Annotated in this window: 10 protein-coding genes, 1 tRNA gene and 1 pseudogene; 1 reads left to right on the top strand and 11 read right to left on the bottom strand. The window is 36.4% G+C overall.

Going from position 1 to position 16,257, the window contains the following annotated elements:
- Positions 1–109: 109 nt before the first annotated feature.
- The 10 genes from nhaC to L1286_RS13970 form a co-directional block, all read right to left on the bottom strand.
- Positions 110–1,558 carry a Na+/H+ antiporter NhaC gene (gene nhaC / locus L1286_RS14015; RefSeq protein ID WP_235407680.1) on the bottom strand — a complete coding sequence of 483 codons (1,449 nt, stop codon included), beginning with the start codon at positions 1,556–1,558 and terminating at the stop codon, positions 110–112.
- 298 nt (positions 1,559–1,856) lie between these two features.
- The gene (gene prc, locus L1286_RS14010) at positions 1,857–3,890 is read right to left on the bottom strand and encodes a carboxy terminal-processing peptidase (protein ID WP_235407679.1); all 2,034 of its coding nucleotides are present in this window, start codon (positions 3,888–3,890) and stop codon (positions 1,857–1,859) included.
- A gap of 10 nt (positions 3,891–3,900) precedes the next feature.
- Positions 3,901–4,560: an RNA chaperone ProQ gene (proQ, locus tag L1286_RS14005; RefSeq protein ID WP_235407678.1), complete on the bottom strand. Its 660-nt coding sequence runs from the start codon at positions 4,558–4,560 to the stop codon at positions 3,901–3,903.
- A gap of 12 nt (positions 4,561–4,572) precedes the next feature.
- Complete coding sequence (locus L1286_RS14000) at positions 4,573–4,851, bottom strand: hypothetical protein (RefSeq protein WP_063356000.1); 279 nt, start codon at positions 4,849–4,851, stop codon at positions 4,573–4,575.
- Positions 4,852–5,310, bottom strand: coding sequence for a GAF domain-containing protein (locus tag L1286_RS13995; protein WP_235407677.1), 459 nt, complete (start codon positions 5,308–5,310; stop codon positions 4,852–4,854).
- Between the two features lie 127 nt (positions 5,311–5,437).
- A complete protein-coding gene (locus L1286_RS13990) occupies positions 5,438–5,809 on the bottom strand; it encodes a hypothetical protein (protein ID WP_235407676.1) in 372 nt (123 codons plus the stop codon).
- 499 nt (positions 5,810–6,308) lie between these two features.
- Entirely contained in the window at positions 6,309–6,578 is a 270-nt protein-coding gene (avs1c, locus tag L1286_RS13985; RefSeq protein ID WP_235407675.1) for an AVAST type 1 anti-phage system protein Avs1c, read from the bottom strand.
- 9 nt (positions 6,579–6,587) lie between these two features.
- A complete protein-coding gene (locus L1286_RS13980) occupies positions 6,588–12,392 on the bottom strand; it encodes a serine protease (RefSeq protein ID WP_235407674.1) in 5,805 nt (1,934 codons plus the stop codon).
- A 5-nt stretch (positions 12,393–12,397) separates the two neighbouring features.
- Entirely contained in the window at positions 12,398–13,621 is a 1,224-nt protein-coding gene (gene avs1a, locus L1286_RS13975; RefSeq protein ID WP_235407672.1) for an AVAST type 1 anti-phage system MBL fold metallo-hydrolase Avs1a, read from the bottom strand.
- Between the two features lie 430 nt (positions 13,622–14,051).
- Complete coding sequence (locus L1286_RS13970; protein WP_235407671.1) at positions 14,052–14,432, bottom strand: nuclease-related domain-containing protein; 381 nt, start codon at positions 14,430–14,432, stop codon at positions 14,052–14,054.
- A gap of 49 nt (positions 14,433–14,481) precedes the next feature.
- Between L1286_RS13970 and L1286_RS24300 the strand changes: the two are divergent.
- Positions 14,482–15,513: pseudogene (locus tag L1286_RS24300) on the top strand (recombinase family protein); the annotation flags it as partial.
- A gap of 516 nt (positions 15,514–16,029) precedes the next feature.
- Here L1286_RS24300 and L1286_RS13965 read toward each other — a convergent pair.
- Positions 16,030–16,120, bottom strand: a tRNA-Ser gene (locus tag L1286_RS13965).
- Between the last annotated feature and the right edge of the window lie 137 nt (positions 16,121–16,257).

Here is a 16,257-nt window from a genome sequence, read left to right as displayed (position 1 = left end):
ACAGGATTTTATAATATTAAATTAGGGCTGAGTTGCATGTAAATAAGTTTAGACCACATAAGTTGCGGTTTAAACTATAAAAATGCCCCACCAGAGCGGGGCTTTTGCCTTATTCTTGCACGGGTGGTTTTAAGCGCAATACCTTTACGCCCAAATAGCCGTAAACGATGGCTAGAAGTGGGTTTATTAAATTGAAGAACGCGTAAACTGCATAGTCTAGTGGGTTGATGTGTAAAACACTGTGCATATATGCACCACACGTGTTCCAAGGGATCAACGGACTGGTAATCGTGCCACCATCTTCAAGCGTTCGAGAAAGGTTTACACTTTGCAAGCCTCTCTTTTTATACTCTTCTTTAAACATACGCCCAGGCACAACAATCGCGATATACTGATCTGCCGCCACTAAGTTGGTACCAAAACAAGTCGCAATGGTCGAGGCAATTAAAGAGCCCGTGTTTTTTGCTATTTTAAGAATGCTACGAACGAACACTTCTAATAGGCCCGTCTTTTCCATAATCGCGCCAAACATCAGAGCCGTCATAATAAGCCATGTCGTCGTTAACATGTTTGACATGCCACCGCCACTTAGCAGGTCATCCATTTTTGCGTCTCCAGTTTGCACACTGAACCCATCAAAAAAGGTGGCCCATATAAGCTTTAATTGACCCACAATGTGCCCTTGACTGTCGTCCAGTTGGCTAGATATCAAATCACCCTGAAATAAAAGTGCCCAAACGGCACCTACAACTGCACCAATTGAAATCGCAGGAAACGCTGGCATTTTCTTAATTGCAAGACCAAGCAAAATAATCAGCGGTACTAGCATTAAAATATTGATGTTGAAGTTGGCTTGTAAAATGGTGCTCATCGCGTCGATCTTACCTGCATCACTTGACACATCTGCATTAAATCCCATCACAATGAAAATAATCAATGCAATCACAAAGCTTGGCACTGTCGTCCAAAGCATATGTTGAATGTGATCAAACAAATCACTGCCAGCAACGGCTGGGGCTAAGTTCGTTGTTTCAGATAAAGGACTCAATTTGTCGCCAAAATACGCGCCAGAAATAACAGCGCCAGCAGTAACAACAGGGTCAAGTCCAAGGCCGTTAGCAACACCGAGTAAAGCAACACCTATCGTGGCCGCAGTCGTCCAAGAACTTCCGATGCTCATGGCAACAATGCCACATATCAAGCAACTCGCGGCATAAAACCATGACGGATTAATAATTTGCAAACCATAGTAGATGAGGGTCGGCACTGTACCGGACAGTAACCAGGTCCCTATAAGCGCACCAACCATGAGTAAGATCAAGATGGCACCCAAAGATATTGTGATACCTTTAATCATTGCCTCTTCAAGGGTTTTCCACGTGAAGCCGTTTTTAAGGCCAATTAGCGCCGCTGTAAACGTAGCAAATAACAATGCAATTTGGTTTGGTCCAGAAGAGGAATTATCGCCATACAAATAGACAGCCGCACCAAGCAGGCTCACTAATACGATAATTGGTATGAATGCATCCCATGAAGATGCCGTTTTTGGTTGTTTCAAATCACTGTACCCCTCGCACTCATTTTAGTGCGTATTATTATTCGACTAGGTGCGAAACACGATTCTTATACCAATCCGGTTTAATAATATTCTTGGGTTCACGAGCTAAACGTAACATTGTATTGCCTCACCTAGGCAACGGAAGATACGCGTGAGTCTTGGTCCCTATTATTAATACGGATTGATAAAACTAGTCAATGTTGTCTTGTTGCGACTGGCGATGATAACAAATTTGCACACACTAGTAACGAAAAAAGGCGCCTGTGCGCCTTTTTAGTCCTACAAAGTTTTGCGGTGCTTACTTGATGTTATTTTTAACTAACCTGCCGTAGTTAATCACATCTTGAGTGATCAGTGCCGCTTCTTCTAGATAGGGGTCTAGATCAGAAATAATCTCAGGCACATCATCCAACGACTCGATTTTTTCAAGCCCTAACCGTGCTAGTCTTTCATTTGTTCTGGCTAGCGATCGTGCATCCCGCTCCTCGCGTTCTTTTTTGCGCTCAGCTTCAACAAGCGAGATAGAGACTTCGTTTTCTTGCTCTTTATAGCGTGCAATATCACTCATCACATAGCTGAATTCAGGCTCTGATTTAACGCGCTTCGCATGCATTTCATTGAGATAGTTAATTTTAGGGGTCAAATCTTCAACCGCTCTGTATTGTGCTTTTACAATACTATCCCATGGCAACGCATTATCTTCTTGGCTTTCACCCCAATCTTCTGGGTTGATAAAAGAAGGTAGTAAAATATCTGGTATCACACCTTTGTTTTGAGTACTACCACCATCGATTCGATAAAACTTAGCAATTGTGTACGTAATGCTACCAATCGGATTGTCAAATAAGTCATATGTTTTTCTCAGCCCTCGGTGTTGCTGAACAGTGCCTTTACCAAACGTCTGCTCACCAATTACGACACCCCTACCATAGTCTTGCATTGCCGCAGCGAAAATTTCCGAGGCGGATGCACTGTAACGGTCAACCAATACGGTTAATGGACCATCATAGTGAGTGACACCATCTAGATCTTTCAGAATATCAACACGATTATTTGCAGTATGAATTTGAACAACCGGTCCTTTATCAATAAATAGACCCGTTAAGTTCCTTGCTTCATGTAACGAACCACCACCGTTCTGACGCAAATCAACAATAATACCATCCACTTTTTCAGCTTTCAGTTTATTGATCTCTTTTAACACATCTTTAGAGAGGTTGTTGTAGAAGCTTGGAATTTCAATGACACCGATCTTGCTTGTCAAAGTTGAGTAATTTGCCTCAAACACAGTTGACTTGGCCGCTCTGTCTTCAAGTCTAATTTTGTCCCGAGTGATTTCGACGACCTTTGGCGTCCCGTGTGAATCACTGCCTTTTAAATACTGTAAGCGAACTTTTGTACCTTTGGGGCCTTTAATTAAATCAACAACATCATCTAGTCGCCAGCCAATCACATCAACAAACTCTTCGCCATCTTGTGCAACACCGATAATTTTGTCATCTGCTTTGATTTTTTCAGACTTATCAGCGGGTCCGCCTGGCACCAAACTACGTATGACTGTGTAATCCTCATCATAGCCGAGGACAGCACCAATGCCTTCAAGCTCAAGTTCCATATCCATCTTGAATTGCTCTGCCCTGCGAGGCGACAAATATGACGTATGTGCTTCAATGCTACGCGCAAACGCATTCATCACAATTTGGAATGCATCTTCACTGTTTGTCTGAACCAAACGTTTTTGCGCGTTTTTGTATCGCTTAGTCAGTACTTCTTTGATCCCAGCCCAATCTTTACCCGTCAGTTTGAGTCTTAGAGCATCTGATTTAACCCTTTGTCTCCAAAACTCATCTAACTCAGCTTGGGTCTTAGCGAAGCTGGCTTCTTCGCGGTCAAAATAAAACTCATCAGGTTTGTCGAATTTCATTTCGTTGTCGAGCAATGAAATTGCATATTCGAAACGCTCAAAACGCTTCTTCATGCTTTCATTAAACATATCAAAGGCAAAGCTTAATTTACCACTGACCAGTGCTTCATCAAACTTTGCCTTATGGCGCTCAAACGCGTCAACTTCTGACTGAAGGAAAAGAGACTTGTTGTAATCGATATTTTCAACAAATCGTGCAAATATTTCTTCAGAAAGAGTCTCGTTTAATTTGAAACGCTTGTAGTGTTCACGAGTAAATTTACTTGTCACTCTCTTTGTAGCGGTTGCGTGCTGTATTTCAGGTTTAAGCACTGGTATGTCTTTTTCTGTTACAGCTCCATTTGACGCCAAACAAGTGCTGGAAACAAACAGTGCAACTGCCCCGATGAGTGGTAAATTCTTACTCATACACTACTCCTTATAAAATAAATAGGCTATCTGCCTTAGTCTTAACCTGCATACCGGTAACGAGTTCAACGTGTACTTCATCTTTATTAACTTCAGTAATCGTTGCATTTACCAGCGCTTGGCCAAGTTTAACTTTAACTTTGTTATTTACCTTGACCTCATTTGCTGGAAGAGGTTCAACTTTTCCTGAACTTCTTCGTTGTTGTTGCTGAGGTGCAGGCTTCTTGTTGTTATTAACTTTAGCCTTTTTATTAGCATGGCGAGGGTGGCCTTGACCTTTTGATTTGTAAGATTTTGTGTCACCGTCGTTACGAGGTCTTTGCGGCTTTTTACGTTTCGCCATTTTAGCGCGACTTTCTTCAAGCGCTTTCTGAGCATGCTCAACGTGCTCTTGTTCTACTTTTTCAGCTTGAGCACCTTCTAAATCCACACGGAATTCATTTTTGGTTACAGCTTCTAAGTAACGCCAGCTAGAGGTGTACTTTCTCAGCGCTTGCCTTACTTGCGTTTTACTTACTTTTTCAGAGCCTTCGATCTTCTCAGCGATGTCTTTGAAAATGCCAACTTTAAGCGGCTTTATACCGTCCTTTTGTTTAAAACACTGAGGAAACTCAGAGTATAGGAACTCGAGTACCTCATTAATATCTTTTAGCTTGTTTGTGGTTTCCATGTCTAAACCTATTTAAATACTCTCATCTAATGATGAATTGATGTAGTGTGTAACCCAGTCTAAGAGTTCATCTAATTCGGTGTCTATGAGTGCCATATCTCCGCGTAGATGTTCCCAAATACCATTAATAATGTGGTCGATTTGCTCACTTCCAAGATCTTCTGGTAATTTTTCCCACGCAAAATGGATCAATTCATTAAGCGTTTCAGCAACTTGCTCTTCATCACCCTCCCAGTCTCCCACATCAAAGGTTGAAAACAGGTAGTCTTGTACATTAAGCATATCTTTCATTTAAAGTGTTTCCTCGAAGCTTTTTACAATGGCCTCAAGCCCAATTTTATCTTGTTCATCAAACCTTGCCAAACTCGGGCTATCAATGTCCAGAACAGCAAAAATCTTGCCTTGTTTGTATACAGGAATAACTATCTCTGAATTAGAAGCAGCATCACAGGCAATGTGTCCAGCAAATGCATGTACATCCTCTACTAACTGAGTTTTTAACTCTGAAACAGCTGTACCGCATACGCCTTTACCAACGGGAATTCGGATGCAAGCAGGATTGCCTTGAAATGGGCCTAGAACTAGCTCTTGTTCTGAGTCCATAATATAAAAACCCGCCCAGTTAATGTCTTCCATATTAGTGAATAAAAGCGCGCTTAAATTCGCCATATTAGCAATAAAGTTGCTTTCACCGCCAATTAACCCTTGGGCTTGTTGATTTAACAGATCATAAAATTTTTGCTTTTGCATTGTCGATACTGAACATTCTTACATATAAGCAGTAAAGGTACTCTTTCGCGCTAACAAATGAAACCTTTTACTATGAAAAAGTAAGAATTTGCGATTAATCCGCAGATATCTGTACAATTAACGTTCATCAAGCTGCGCTATGTCGTCTTAAACTGTATAAAAACAGGGCTGCGCCTAAAGAACACATAATTGAATTGGCAATAATTATAGGCCCGCCACTCACAGAGAATAAATACGTCAAAGCTGCACCGCCTAGCATCGCGCTAGTCATGACTGCCGAATAACTCACTTTATTACGCATATAAAGAAAACGGTAAGTAGGTAAAACACAAATTGCCATCGCAATGCCGACAATATGCGCGTTGGCTACTGCGGTCATCAATAACTGCCAAAACAACTCACTTTCGCCATAAGCAATAAAAAAGTATATGCCTAAAAGACTTCCGATAATCACCGGGGAAAACAATGACACCCCTATCGCGATAGCCACATTCTTCATGTCAAACACCTTACAAAATTAAGTCATCGTTAAGTTTTTGAGTAAAGGGGCTTTTGGTCAATGAGACTTTAGTCGCTCTATCGCAACGATATATGTCCCGTAAGTCAGCAACTTATTAGCGCAAGACCACAAATAAATATTCGTGTGTATACATGTTAAGAGTGCGCCTAGCACAAAAAAGGCCAAACTAAATTTAGCTTGGCCTTAAATATGGCGGGCAGAATGGGACGAATATGGGCACTGGTTTTATTCAATAAATTTACCACTAAAGTAATTTAGTAATAGCGCATACATTTCTCAAGATATACCAATGGAGTTTGGCCGCTAAACAATGCACTGCTTCCTTAGGTCAGCGAGTACAAGGCTTTGGATTAAAAGTCACCTTCTCATACGAGCCATTTTTAATTTATTTAGCTGCAATTTTAATCTACGACTATTTTTTAGAGTGTCTATAAGGTTGTAACTGCTGTAACTCCTCCAAAAAATAGCTTTTTATTGTTTATTCTGTTTCTACTTCAGAGGAAGAAACATCAAACATATTAGCGAAACTATTCATCATATTGGCTTGAAGTCGAGCACTTTCGTTAATAGTTAAAAGATCAATTCTCCCGTTTGGAAGCATTTTTACTTTGTTTAAACTATCAATTACATGTGATGTACCCTGCATAAAGTGCATTTTTCCTTGATATCCTTGTTCTTTAAGTAAATTGAAATTACGCTCAAATTCCAATCTATTTCTAGGCGTCTTCATGTCTGTCATTTTACTCATTTCTACTTCCTAATTAATCATCGATACTTCTAGGGTTTTACGGTTAATGACAAATTGTGACGTAAAGTTGTAGTCTACACGCCAAAATATTTCCCAACCATTTTGAGATAAAAGATCCAATTTTTCACTTGTCATCATCAATCGATTCCCCTCCCGAATAGGTCTGCCCAATTGTTCTGAATCCCAACTACGTCCTTCAATCCAATGGTTCTCACTAATATCACTATGTTTGACTTTACCTGCAAAACCTTGAACTCCTAAATTAATTAATGATGGGCTTACCCTTCCTCCGGCATAATTTATTCCTGGAGCGCAATTAAATAAGAAACACTCGCTTTTTCTTTTTTTAAGATCGTGAATATCTTTAATCATTGGGTGTTGATTTGCTTGAAATTCTGAAGGCTCAAGGTAAACCTTTGATTTTATGAGGAAAATTGATATTTCAATCATCTTAGGGCTTTTATCATGAGGCACAATCACCTCAAAATAATGCAAATATTCATTATCACCTTCCTTAAGGAAGTCCATGGGGTTTTGTGAAGACCTAGAAAGAAATTCAATTATTTTTTCATTTAAGCTACTTTGACTATTACTCTGTACGCTTTCATCTGGAAAGTTAGGGTTAAATTGTCTTAATGCAGAGACAACAGAATTAATATTTTCTTCGGTAACTCTATCTTGAACAATTTGGTTTATTACTGGCATTAACTGATCATTTATAAATTTTTTATTTTCACCTAAGTTATACCCCTTTTGAATTTTATCATTAATACTGAAGATTTCATCGAACCCTAAGCATGGATTAGATTGAATCAGTAACTTGTTTAGCGAAAGAAGATCTGAATCTTTCCATACTCCAATTTTTGTTAATCTAGATAAGATATAACCTAGAGAATCACCTAAATCATTAATATCTATTCCAATTTCAACTTTTCCATTTATATCTACAGGTTTACTATTAAAGATTGCGTTATCTAGAGATACATCCTCATCCAACAAAGAACTATCAAGATTGTTTATACGTGCCACTATAAGAGACCATGTATGTTTTATTACTAAATGTTTACAGTTTTCGATTTTGCTAAATAATGACTGAATATTTAAATGAGATTTGATTAGGCTAACATCTTCGATTACTAATGAATAAATTATTCCAACAGCAATCTCTGGTGATAGTGCTTGGTTACCAGTTAATGAGTGCTCAGCTAAAATAGGTAGATAAATATCTGGGTCAAATCTCGAAATAGATTTTATTATGCTAGGTACTCTTGAATATATGGATGGAGATGGATGATCGATGAAATTAAGCAAAAAAATCATTAATTCTTGATCATTAGAGATAGTTTTTGAATCTTCAAGGTCCATCCACTCAAAACCTTCAACAACATGGTTTGGTGGGGATACCATAATTTTTATATGTTCAATAATACACTCATGTAACTTTTTAACCTTTTCATGAGACAATACATTGCTAAACTTTGAAATTAGTTTATCTACTATTAGCCAGTCTGTTGCATGTGGTTCATCGATAATCAGAGGCGTTAATATTTCCAATAATTCATTTTCATCACATAATTTAGAAAGCTCTGAAAATGCTTGATCATTTTGACCAAGGTTTCTCGACCACACACCCCACCCTGAGTCCTGTATCGCTCTTAAAGACAATAGTAATTCTTGCTTGCTTGTTTTTTCGTCTTCGATATCTGATGCTTCTTTGGCAAGCGTAAAGTGAATATCAAACTCTTTTAACCCTTGGGATGTTCCAAAAGTTCCGGGTAGGTAAATTGAATTACCAATGTCATCTTCTCCCCTGTCAACGAGAGTCGCATCTTCATGCTCAATTTCTGTAGTTGTAGATTCAGGTATTGTTGGAAATTCCACATCAATTTTGTTCTTATTGATTTGTACTATCAATTCATCAAAATAACGCTGTTCAAGATGCTCATTAAGCCCACTAATAAATTGATTTCTTATAGTGAATTCCATATCAGTATTCAAAATTCGAATAATTCTATTCATATAGAAATTTGAATGGATTGTGTTGCTATTATTAATAGTTTTAGCAAAAATTTCAGAGAAGCGATTGATATACCTAACATCTCCAATAAGGAATAGTTCACATATAGCCCATTGCAAGCTAGGTTGAATGCCCTTTGTATTTTCTAATATGTTTAGTATTCCACTTTGTTCATCAATCTTTCTTACTCCAGTATCGTAACTTGCTCCTTTATATAAACTATCAATTTGATTCGACTCAGCCCTATGTAAAATTAAATTAGGCTTAAGAGGAATAGTCTCATCTTGGAAGTACTTTATAGCTGTAGATAACTTTCCTGATGAACATAAAGAGCCAATAAATTCTTCCTTTTCCATCCGTATATAACGTTGGAAGGTCATTTCACCTGCGGAAAAATCTAAAATAGGAGCCAGTTCTTTAGGTGACCATGAAGCGTTGTGGCGTTTAAGCATACTTAAAGAAGAATTAATTAATCCTAACTGATCTTCTTTATACCATGATGGCCCCATCGAAGAATTTAGTAACTCTTGAAAACACCCGTCAGCACGACTACTACCTAATGCTCTATAATGCGTGGCTAATAAGAGTAATTCTCGACATCTATCCCAACGATTTTGAACACCTAATAAAACATGCCCTTCAAGTTTTTTTAGTAAATGGAATAATTGCTTTTTATACTCTTGTCGGAGGAGCAAGCTCTTTGCTATTGTGTGAATAGTTTCTCTAAAACCTTCAGAATATACTCCTAATTGTTTATCTGAATGTTCATATATAAAATTTAAATACTTATTCAAATTTTCTTTTGAATATAAAGAGAAAAACTCCAAGATAGAATTATAAATAAAAGGAAGAACCTCCTCTACTAGCATGTATGAACGTTCAAATTGTGAACGTGTTAGCAAATCAAACTTAAGAAGAGGTAAAACCTTTTCTAACATGTCTACAGACAATTGTTCTGATTCTTGGGAAATAACTTTTAATTTCCATGCGAAACCTAAAAGGTAACCAATATAAGAAACAATACTTTCTAATGACTTTTCCCATTCTGTTTCGGAGAAAAATTTCAAATCTGGGGGACAGTAAAGTTCATCTAGAAAACCTTTATATTTAAAATTTGATAGTAAACTTAGAAACCAGTTGTGATTTAGGTCAACCCCATTACTTTCCCTAAAAATAGGTATATCATTAGAATTACACTTACTAATTAAGCCTTCCAATAGTTCATATTTTATCGATATCCCATCTAATAATCGCAAAACGGTGGCTGAATCTTCTTCATCAGGTTTATATTTTATTAGGCCGTACTCTATATCTTGAACAATATTATCAAGATCCACTTGCTCTCCTGAAATATCTGAGAAGTACCCTACATGGCTATACGCCTGAATTAGTGCCATGGTAATAGAATTATCAACAGGTATTTCTCTTTTTTCTAACTCTTCTATAGTTAAGTATATATTGTGATGGAGTAATAATAGCGCAGTGTTATGTCCAAGAATATAAAAAAATATTTTTCTATTCTGCTCTTGTTGTTCTTCACTTTGATCTTTTGAACTAATTAGGAATTTATAAAGAAACTCTATGACCTTCGAAGAGCTTTTCATTGGTGTATTGGAGAGTAGGCAGTTGTTTAATGAAGCAGAAGTAAAGAAATCCACGAGATCCGTAGATGCAATTGAGCCTTTTTCATATTCACTCATGAAATAACTATGTATAGCCGAATGAATGAACTCTGCTTCTTCAGCGTTATTTTCAATAATCAGCTTATATTGCAGATAAATAAGATCTTTCAATGAAACTAACGGCATATACTCTCGGAATATATGATGTAGAGCTTCTTTAGGCTTTTTCATTGCTATTAAGTATTCGGCTAATTCCATTGCATTTAAGGCGAATACATTGTTATATCGAAATTTGATCCGTTGTGAGAGCAAAAGCAATTTGATGACAGATATAAAACAACCTTTTTGCAAATAAAAAGAAAGTACATCTTTTAGATCAGCTAGAATCAAATCAGGCTCAACAAAGTTCTGGGAGCAATTATCGGCCCATTTTTGATTACAAAAGTCTATGGTTTCGTTTCTGACATCAGCTGTTGCTCTTAAAAGGTGATGAACTATATTCCTTTGAGAATAGGATATATCGATATTCTTTTTACAAAAAAGAGATATTTGCGATTGAAAATCTTCTTCAAGAGCTTCTGTCTTTTTACTAACAAAGGATATAAGCGATGAATGATATGCAAAAATATCTTGTTTGCTCGTTAAAAAGTGGCTGATTAAATCAAGGTTTTTATCTACAGACACCCTCATACTCGATGGAACGGTATCAAGAAGCGATTGATAAGATATAGATTCCCTAAAACGACTGATTAATGACACTAAATAAAGAAGTTCGTCTTTCTTAACAATGTCTTTCCAGAGGCTTTCATAATAGACCTCAATCTCTCCGCTAACTTGAGGCAGCTGATCTAGCCAATCATTGATTTCTTGTTCTTTACCAACTTGCATATTGGCTTTAACATACTCAACTAAATAACGAAGATAGAGTGGATGATATTCAGAGCATTTACCTATTTTATTACTTAGTTCATATGATAATTCTGGTAGTTCCTTGTTAATTAGCCTTAAGCATGTATTTTCAGGTAATGGAGTTACAAATATTATGTTTTTACCTCCTTGAATTATATGCTTAGGAGGAAGTGTGTTTTCATTTTGGCCGACAATTACGAAAATAATATTTTTAGGTAAATCAACTGGTAAAGCAGAAAAAAACTCTTCTATTTTTTTTGATTTGAATAGCTCATCTATACCGTCAACGAAAATAACGCATTTAGTTTGTTTTGTAGCATATTTGTCTGACAGCTTTTGTAATAAATCTAATATCGTTGTTATCCACTGGTTTATATCCCGCTCTGATTTTTGAGGTACAGCGTTATACAAATCCGCTACAATTAAATCTTCTAGCCATTCTAGGAAATTTAAGTGACTCATTCTCAGCGAAAGAAGATTCTCTTTACCTTTTTCAAGTAAAAAATACTTCCCAAGAACTGCAATGTCACTTTGAGCGTAATCTACTGACTCAACAAGAGTTGTTTTGCCAGAACCAGGATGTCCCTTAAGAAAGAGATAGCCTGAATCTAAAGAAGTGATTTTATCCGTTAACTCATCGACAACAGGGGTATTTAATTCAAAGCCATTCTCATATTTCGAACTTTCTTCTAGAGATTCATATGTAATATCATTTTTATCTAGTAACGTAGCTATTTTGCAAATGCTTATAGCTCCTAACGTACCATCTAGTTCTTTTGTAATTATGCCAATGGCAGTATCACTAACAATCAAAGGGGCACCCGATAGACCCTCTATGAACTCATTACTCTGGTTGTATTCTAAATCTAACTCATAATTCGACCTTTCAATATTCACATTAGACCTAGCAACTGTTCCATCAAGTTTAGCGCCGGCATTCAATTTCCCCCTTGGAAAACCAAAAGTACTCCAGGTAGAGTTACTCCTAATGACTTGATTGGATAATTTTAAAAAGTACTCTATATCTAACGGTTGTATTAACTCTAAAATGGCAATATCTAAGCTTTCATCGAAGTCTTTTAATATGACTTCTAATGGTTCACTAGATATTTCATCTAGCTCAACGAAAATTGAAGTAGCATTTTCTTCTATATTTTCGACTGTATGATGCGCTGTCAAAAGTTCTTTGTTTGAAACAAGAAAAGCTGTTCCTACATCGTTATTGCAATAAACTCTACCTACATACTTTTCCAAATAATTTTGCAATTTAATTAGTCCTTCATAAAAGTAAATATTTCGTCTGCACCTGAAATATAGACGCTGTAATTGTATGTTTCTTTTAAATTTTCGTTATCAAAATAATTGGATGTGTCAGTTTCATAATTGAAAATCACCTTTCGATTGACACTTGTTTTTCGGCCTATAATTCTAGCAATAGTGACTAAGTCAGGGTGATCAAACATAGAACCGTTAGTTGAAATAAAGTATGTATCTGAATCTATGAGGCTTAATAAACTTGGACTGGTATTTTTATGTGAGCCATGGTGAGCTACTTTAATTGCATCAAACCACAATTGTTCTTGTTGATATCTATTTTTTAACGCTCGTTCTATTATTGATGGGTGTGAATCCCCTAAAAAAAGAATCTTTCTATTTCCATACTCCAAAACAAACGAAATTGAACTACCGTTTGAAGGGCTCTCATCTTCTTCAAATACATCTGCCATCAATGTTTCTATAGTAATTCCTTTACTAGATATATTTTTGTTGATGTTCTTTTTTATCGATTTTTCATGTGAAACTAAAAACTCAAATGCATCGTCGAAAAATCGATTATCTATTGCAGAACTACTAACACCTAGCTTTCTTAGCTCCTTTTTCCAAGATATCATTAGTCTTTGCAGTTTAGACTTGTTTGGAGAAAGAAGAATTAATTTAACGTTTTTTGAAAGTTCTATATCTGTACCATTCTCGACACAAACTGCGTCATGGTCGAATTGTTCATTCCAGTCATAACAACCTTTAAAAATAAGAGAAGCTAAAGATGAGCCTTGTTTACCACTGATATTTTTAATATGGTTTTGAACAATTGTTTCATCTTTTTTATAGCCGTTAACATTTATTTGCTGAAGTATCCTTTGATCTTTTAACGAGAGTTCGCTTTCTTTAATGGGACTATTTTGAATATGCCGATAACTATTGTGCCAAATGTTTTTAATATCAAATTCTTTAGATAATTCATTAGCCTCTAGCAAGGATAATGCTCCAGAAATATGATCTGAATCGATATGGGTAACAATTAAGAAATCTAGAGATTTATTCTTTCTCTTAAGTTCAGCTAACTTTGGTTTGATATGATCTTCATAAGTACTTTTAAACCCAGTATCGATCAAAATATCTAAATTATCTTCTTCTACAGAAACCCAAAAGCTATCGCCAAAAGATGCAGGAAACATAGTTATGTCTAGAGTTTTAACATGAGAGTTAATTGTCATTTTTTACCTTTGAAGCATATGAGTTAAATAATCCATAATGAATTTATTTAGTTATTTCTGTCACATTTCTACAAGTAGGACATGAAGCGCATCCCCAAAACTCATTACCTACTTCTTTACTTTACGTAACACCATTTCAGCACCACACTTATAACAGGATTTAGGTTCAGTTTTTTCTTCTATAAGTTTTCGTACATGCTTTATGTGTTGTCGGTTAGTTTTATTGCTACGCTCAAATCTACCGCTTTCAATCTGTTCAATAACACACGCAACCTCTTTTGAATTAAAACAATTTCTGTTTTGTTCTTGATATATTCAATACCTCGACGAGCCGACCTTACATTCTCAGGCATTGTAGTTTTAAAGGTACTATCACCAATAAAGATTATCACCTAAAATATACTACCTTTCTTTGCGTTCAAACAAGACTCTAAGGCTTTACATGTTTATAGTTTTGATGAAGTGGGTTCTGAAATTTTGATTTGTGTTTAAAGATTTGTTGTGTCCATTGGTTTTGACGCTCACTACCAAATATCCAACCTTTCATATTCTTTGTTTCAATCACAAATATGCCAAATTTAGAAACGATGATATGGTCATTTTGAGTGGTTCCATCCTCAGTTGGTAGTGTTACATCCTTAATTAGGTGATAATTATTCTTGTCTAAGAAAATCTTAATGAGCAAGTTAACTTGCCATTCACCCAATACACCTTTGAACCATGCAGATTTTATGATGACAGCAAATATGAAGATCGGTATCAAATACCAAGCGGCACTAATCATCATGTTGAGGTAAATTGATGAATCCATTTAACATTGTTTCCTTTATTTCCATGGCAGATAAGCAAATCGGCTTGTCATCCTTATCCTGTGCATCAATACAATAAAACTTCCCTTAAATCGCTCTTTCACGCCTGAATATGGGCTTAAAAAAGATTCATTACTATTATCTAACCTTTGCTGGTGCAAATGCTTCTTCATTCTTTGTAGTACTTCTAAATCTGGAACCCTCAGTAAACGTTCTCAATATGATCTAATGGTAACAGAGCTATGCAATGGGTATGTAGATGCTGAAGGCGCTGTATTTTACACTACGAGTCGAATGGGTAGAAATGTAGCTGTCACCGCTTCAACGATCAATAAGCTCAAGCAACATAACATTTCCACAATTACGATTAGTGAAAATTTGAACAGTAATGACCCTACCTCAATCTTTGTAATGAACATGTTAGGTTGCGCAAACGAATATCAAAGTGCACAAACATCAGAGGATGTCAAAAACAGACTTACTGACACTGCTATGGCAGGATATTACACTGGTGGAGCAATACCATTTGGCTACCAAACAATAGAAGTAAAAGATGATCAAAACAAAACGCGTAAAAAACTTGTAGTTGATGAAGATGAAAAAAGCACATTGCTAAAAATTTTTAAACTAGCGTCAAAGGGGCAAAATGGTAAACCTATGGGAGTCCTCTCCATAGCATCTCAATTAAATAATGAAGGGTTGTTAAATAGGGGAAAAAAATGGGATCGAAACAAAGTAAATCGAATTTTAAGAAATACTACTTACATTGGCCAATTTCTCTATAGAAAAGGTAAACCTAATGAAGTAATGGTCTCTGTACCTTCATTAATTAAAGAGGAAGTATTTGATCAGATTGCGGAAGGGTTAACAGACAGACAGTTGGAAAATACGGAATCTAAAGGAGTTCGTTCTAAAACTCTATTAACGGGATTGTTAAAGTGTGAAAAGTGCGGATTAAATCTCGCCATTGACCACGGAAAAAGTGGCCAATACAAATATTACAAATGCACCTCCAAAAAAAATCGAGGTCACGATTCCTGTACATGCCCTAATTTACCTAAAGAGAAAGTAGAAGAAGCTATAAAATCTGTTTTGCTAGAAAAAATTTTTACGGTTGACCATATTTTTAGTACGTACGACGAACTAAAAGATATTTGTAGAAAGCTAGCAAAAACTGATAAAAATGAACTGTCCAAAAAACAAAAGAAATGCATAAAGCTGAAGCAAAGACTTTCAACATTATATAACCAAATCGGTGATGGCGTAATTGAAATGGACTCTAGTTTAAAGCAACACCTTTCACAGCAGCGACTTGAACTAAAGTCTATCGAAACCGACTTGAAGCATGTTAAAAAGCGTTTAGAACAAAAAATTTTTAAATTTGGGAAAGATAAAGCAGAACACTTTTGCAACACTATCGCTGACTATTTTAAAAAAGCTAATGATGAAGTTCTAAAATCATTATTACTAGCTTGTGTGCGTGAAATAAAAGTGTGCACTGGAGAGGTAAAACTAAAAGGCTCAAAATATCAATTAATTGAGCTAGCCTCAAAAGCAAAAACGGGCACTCCATCAGGAGTGCCCGTTTTCGTCACTAAATGGCGGAGAGATAGGGATTTGAACCCTAGATACGCTATTAACGTATGCCGGTTTTCAAGACCGGTGCTTTCAACCACTCAGCCATCTCTCCTAAGTTTTTTAAAACAATGCAATGAATCGAAGCAATGCACTATTTATTGTAGTGGCGGAGAGATAGGGATTTGAACCCTAGATACGCTATTAACGTATGCCGGTTTTCAAGACCGGTGCTTTCAACCACTCAGCCAT

This window comes from Pseudoalteromonas sp. SMS1 (assembly GCF_021530565.1).
In the GTDB taxonomy this organism is placed as follows: domain Bacteria; phylum Pseudomonadota; class Gammaproteobacteria; order Enterobacterales; family Alteromonadaceae; genus Pseudoalteromonas.
This window is presented reverse-complemented; position numbering and strand designations above follow the sequence as displayed.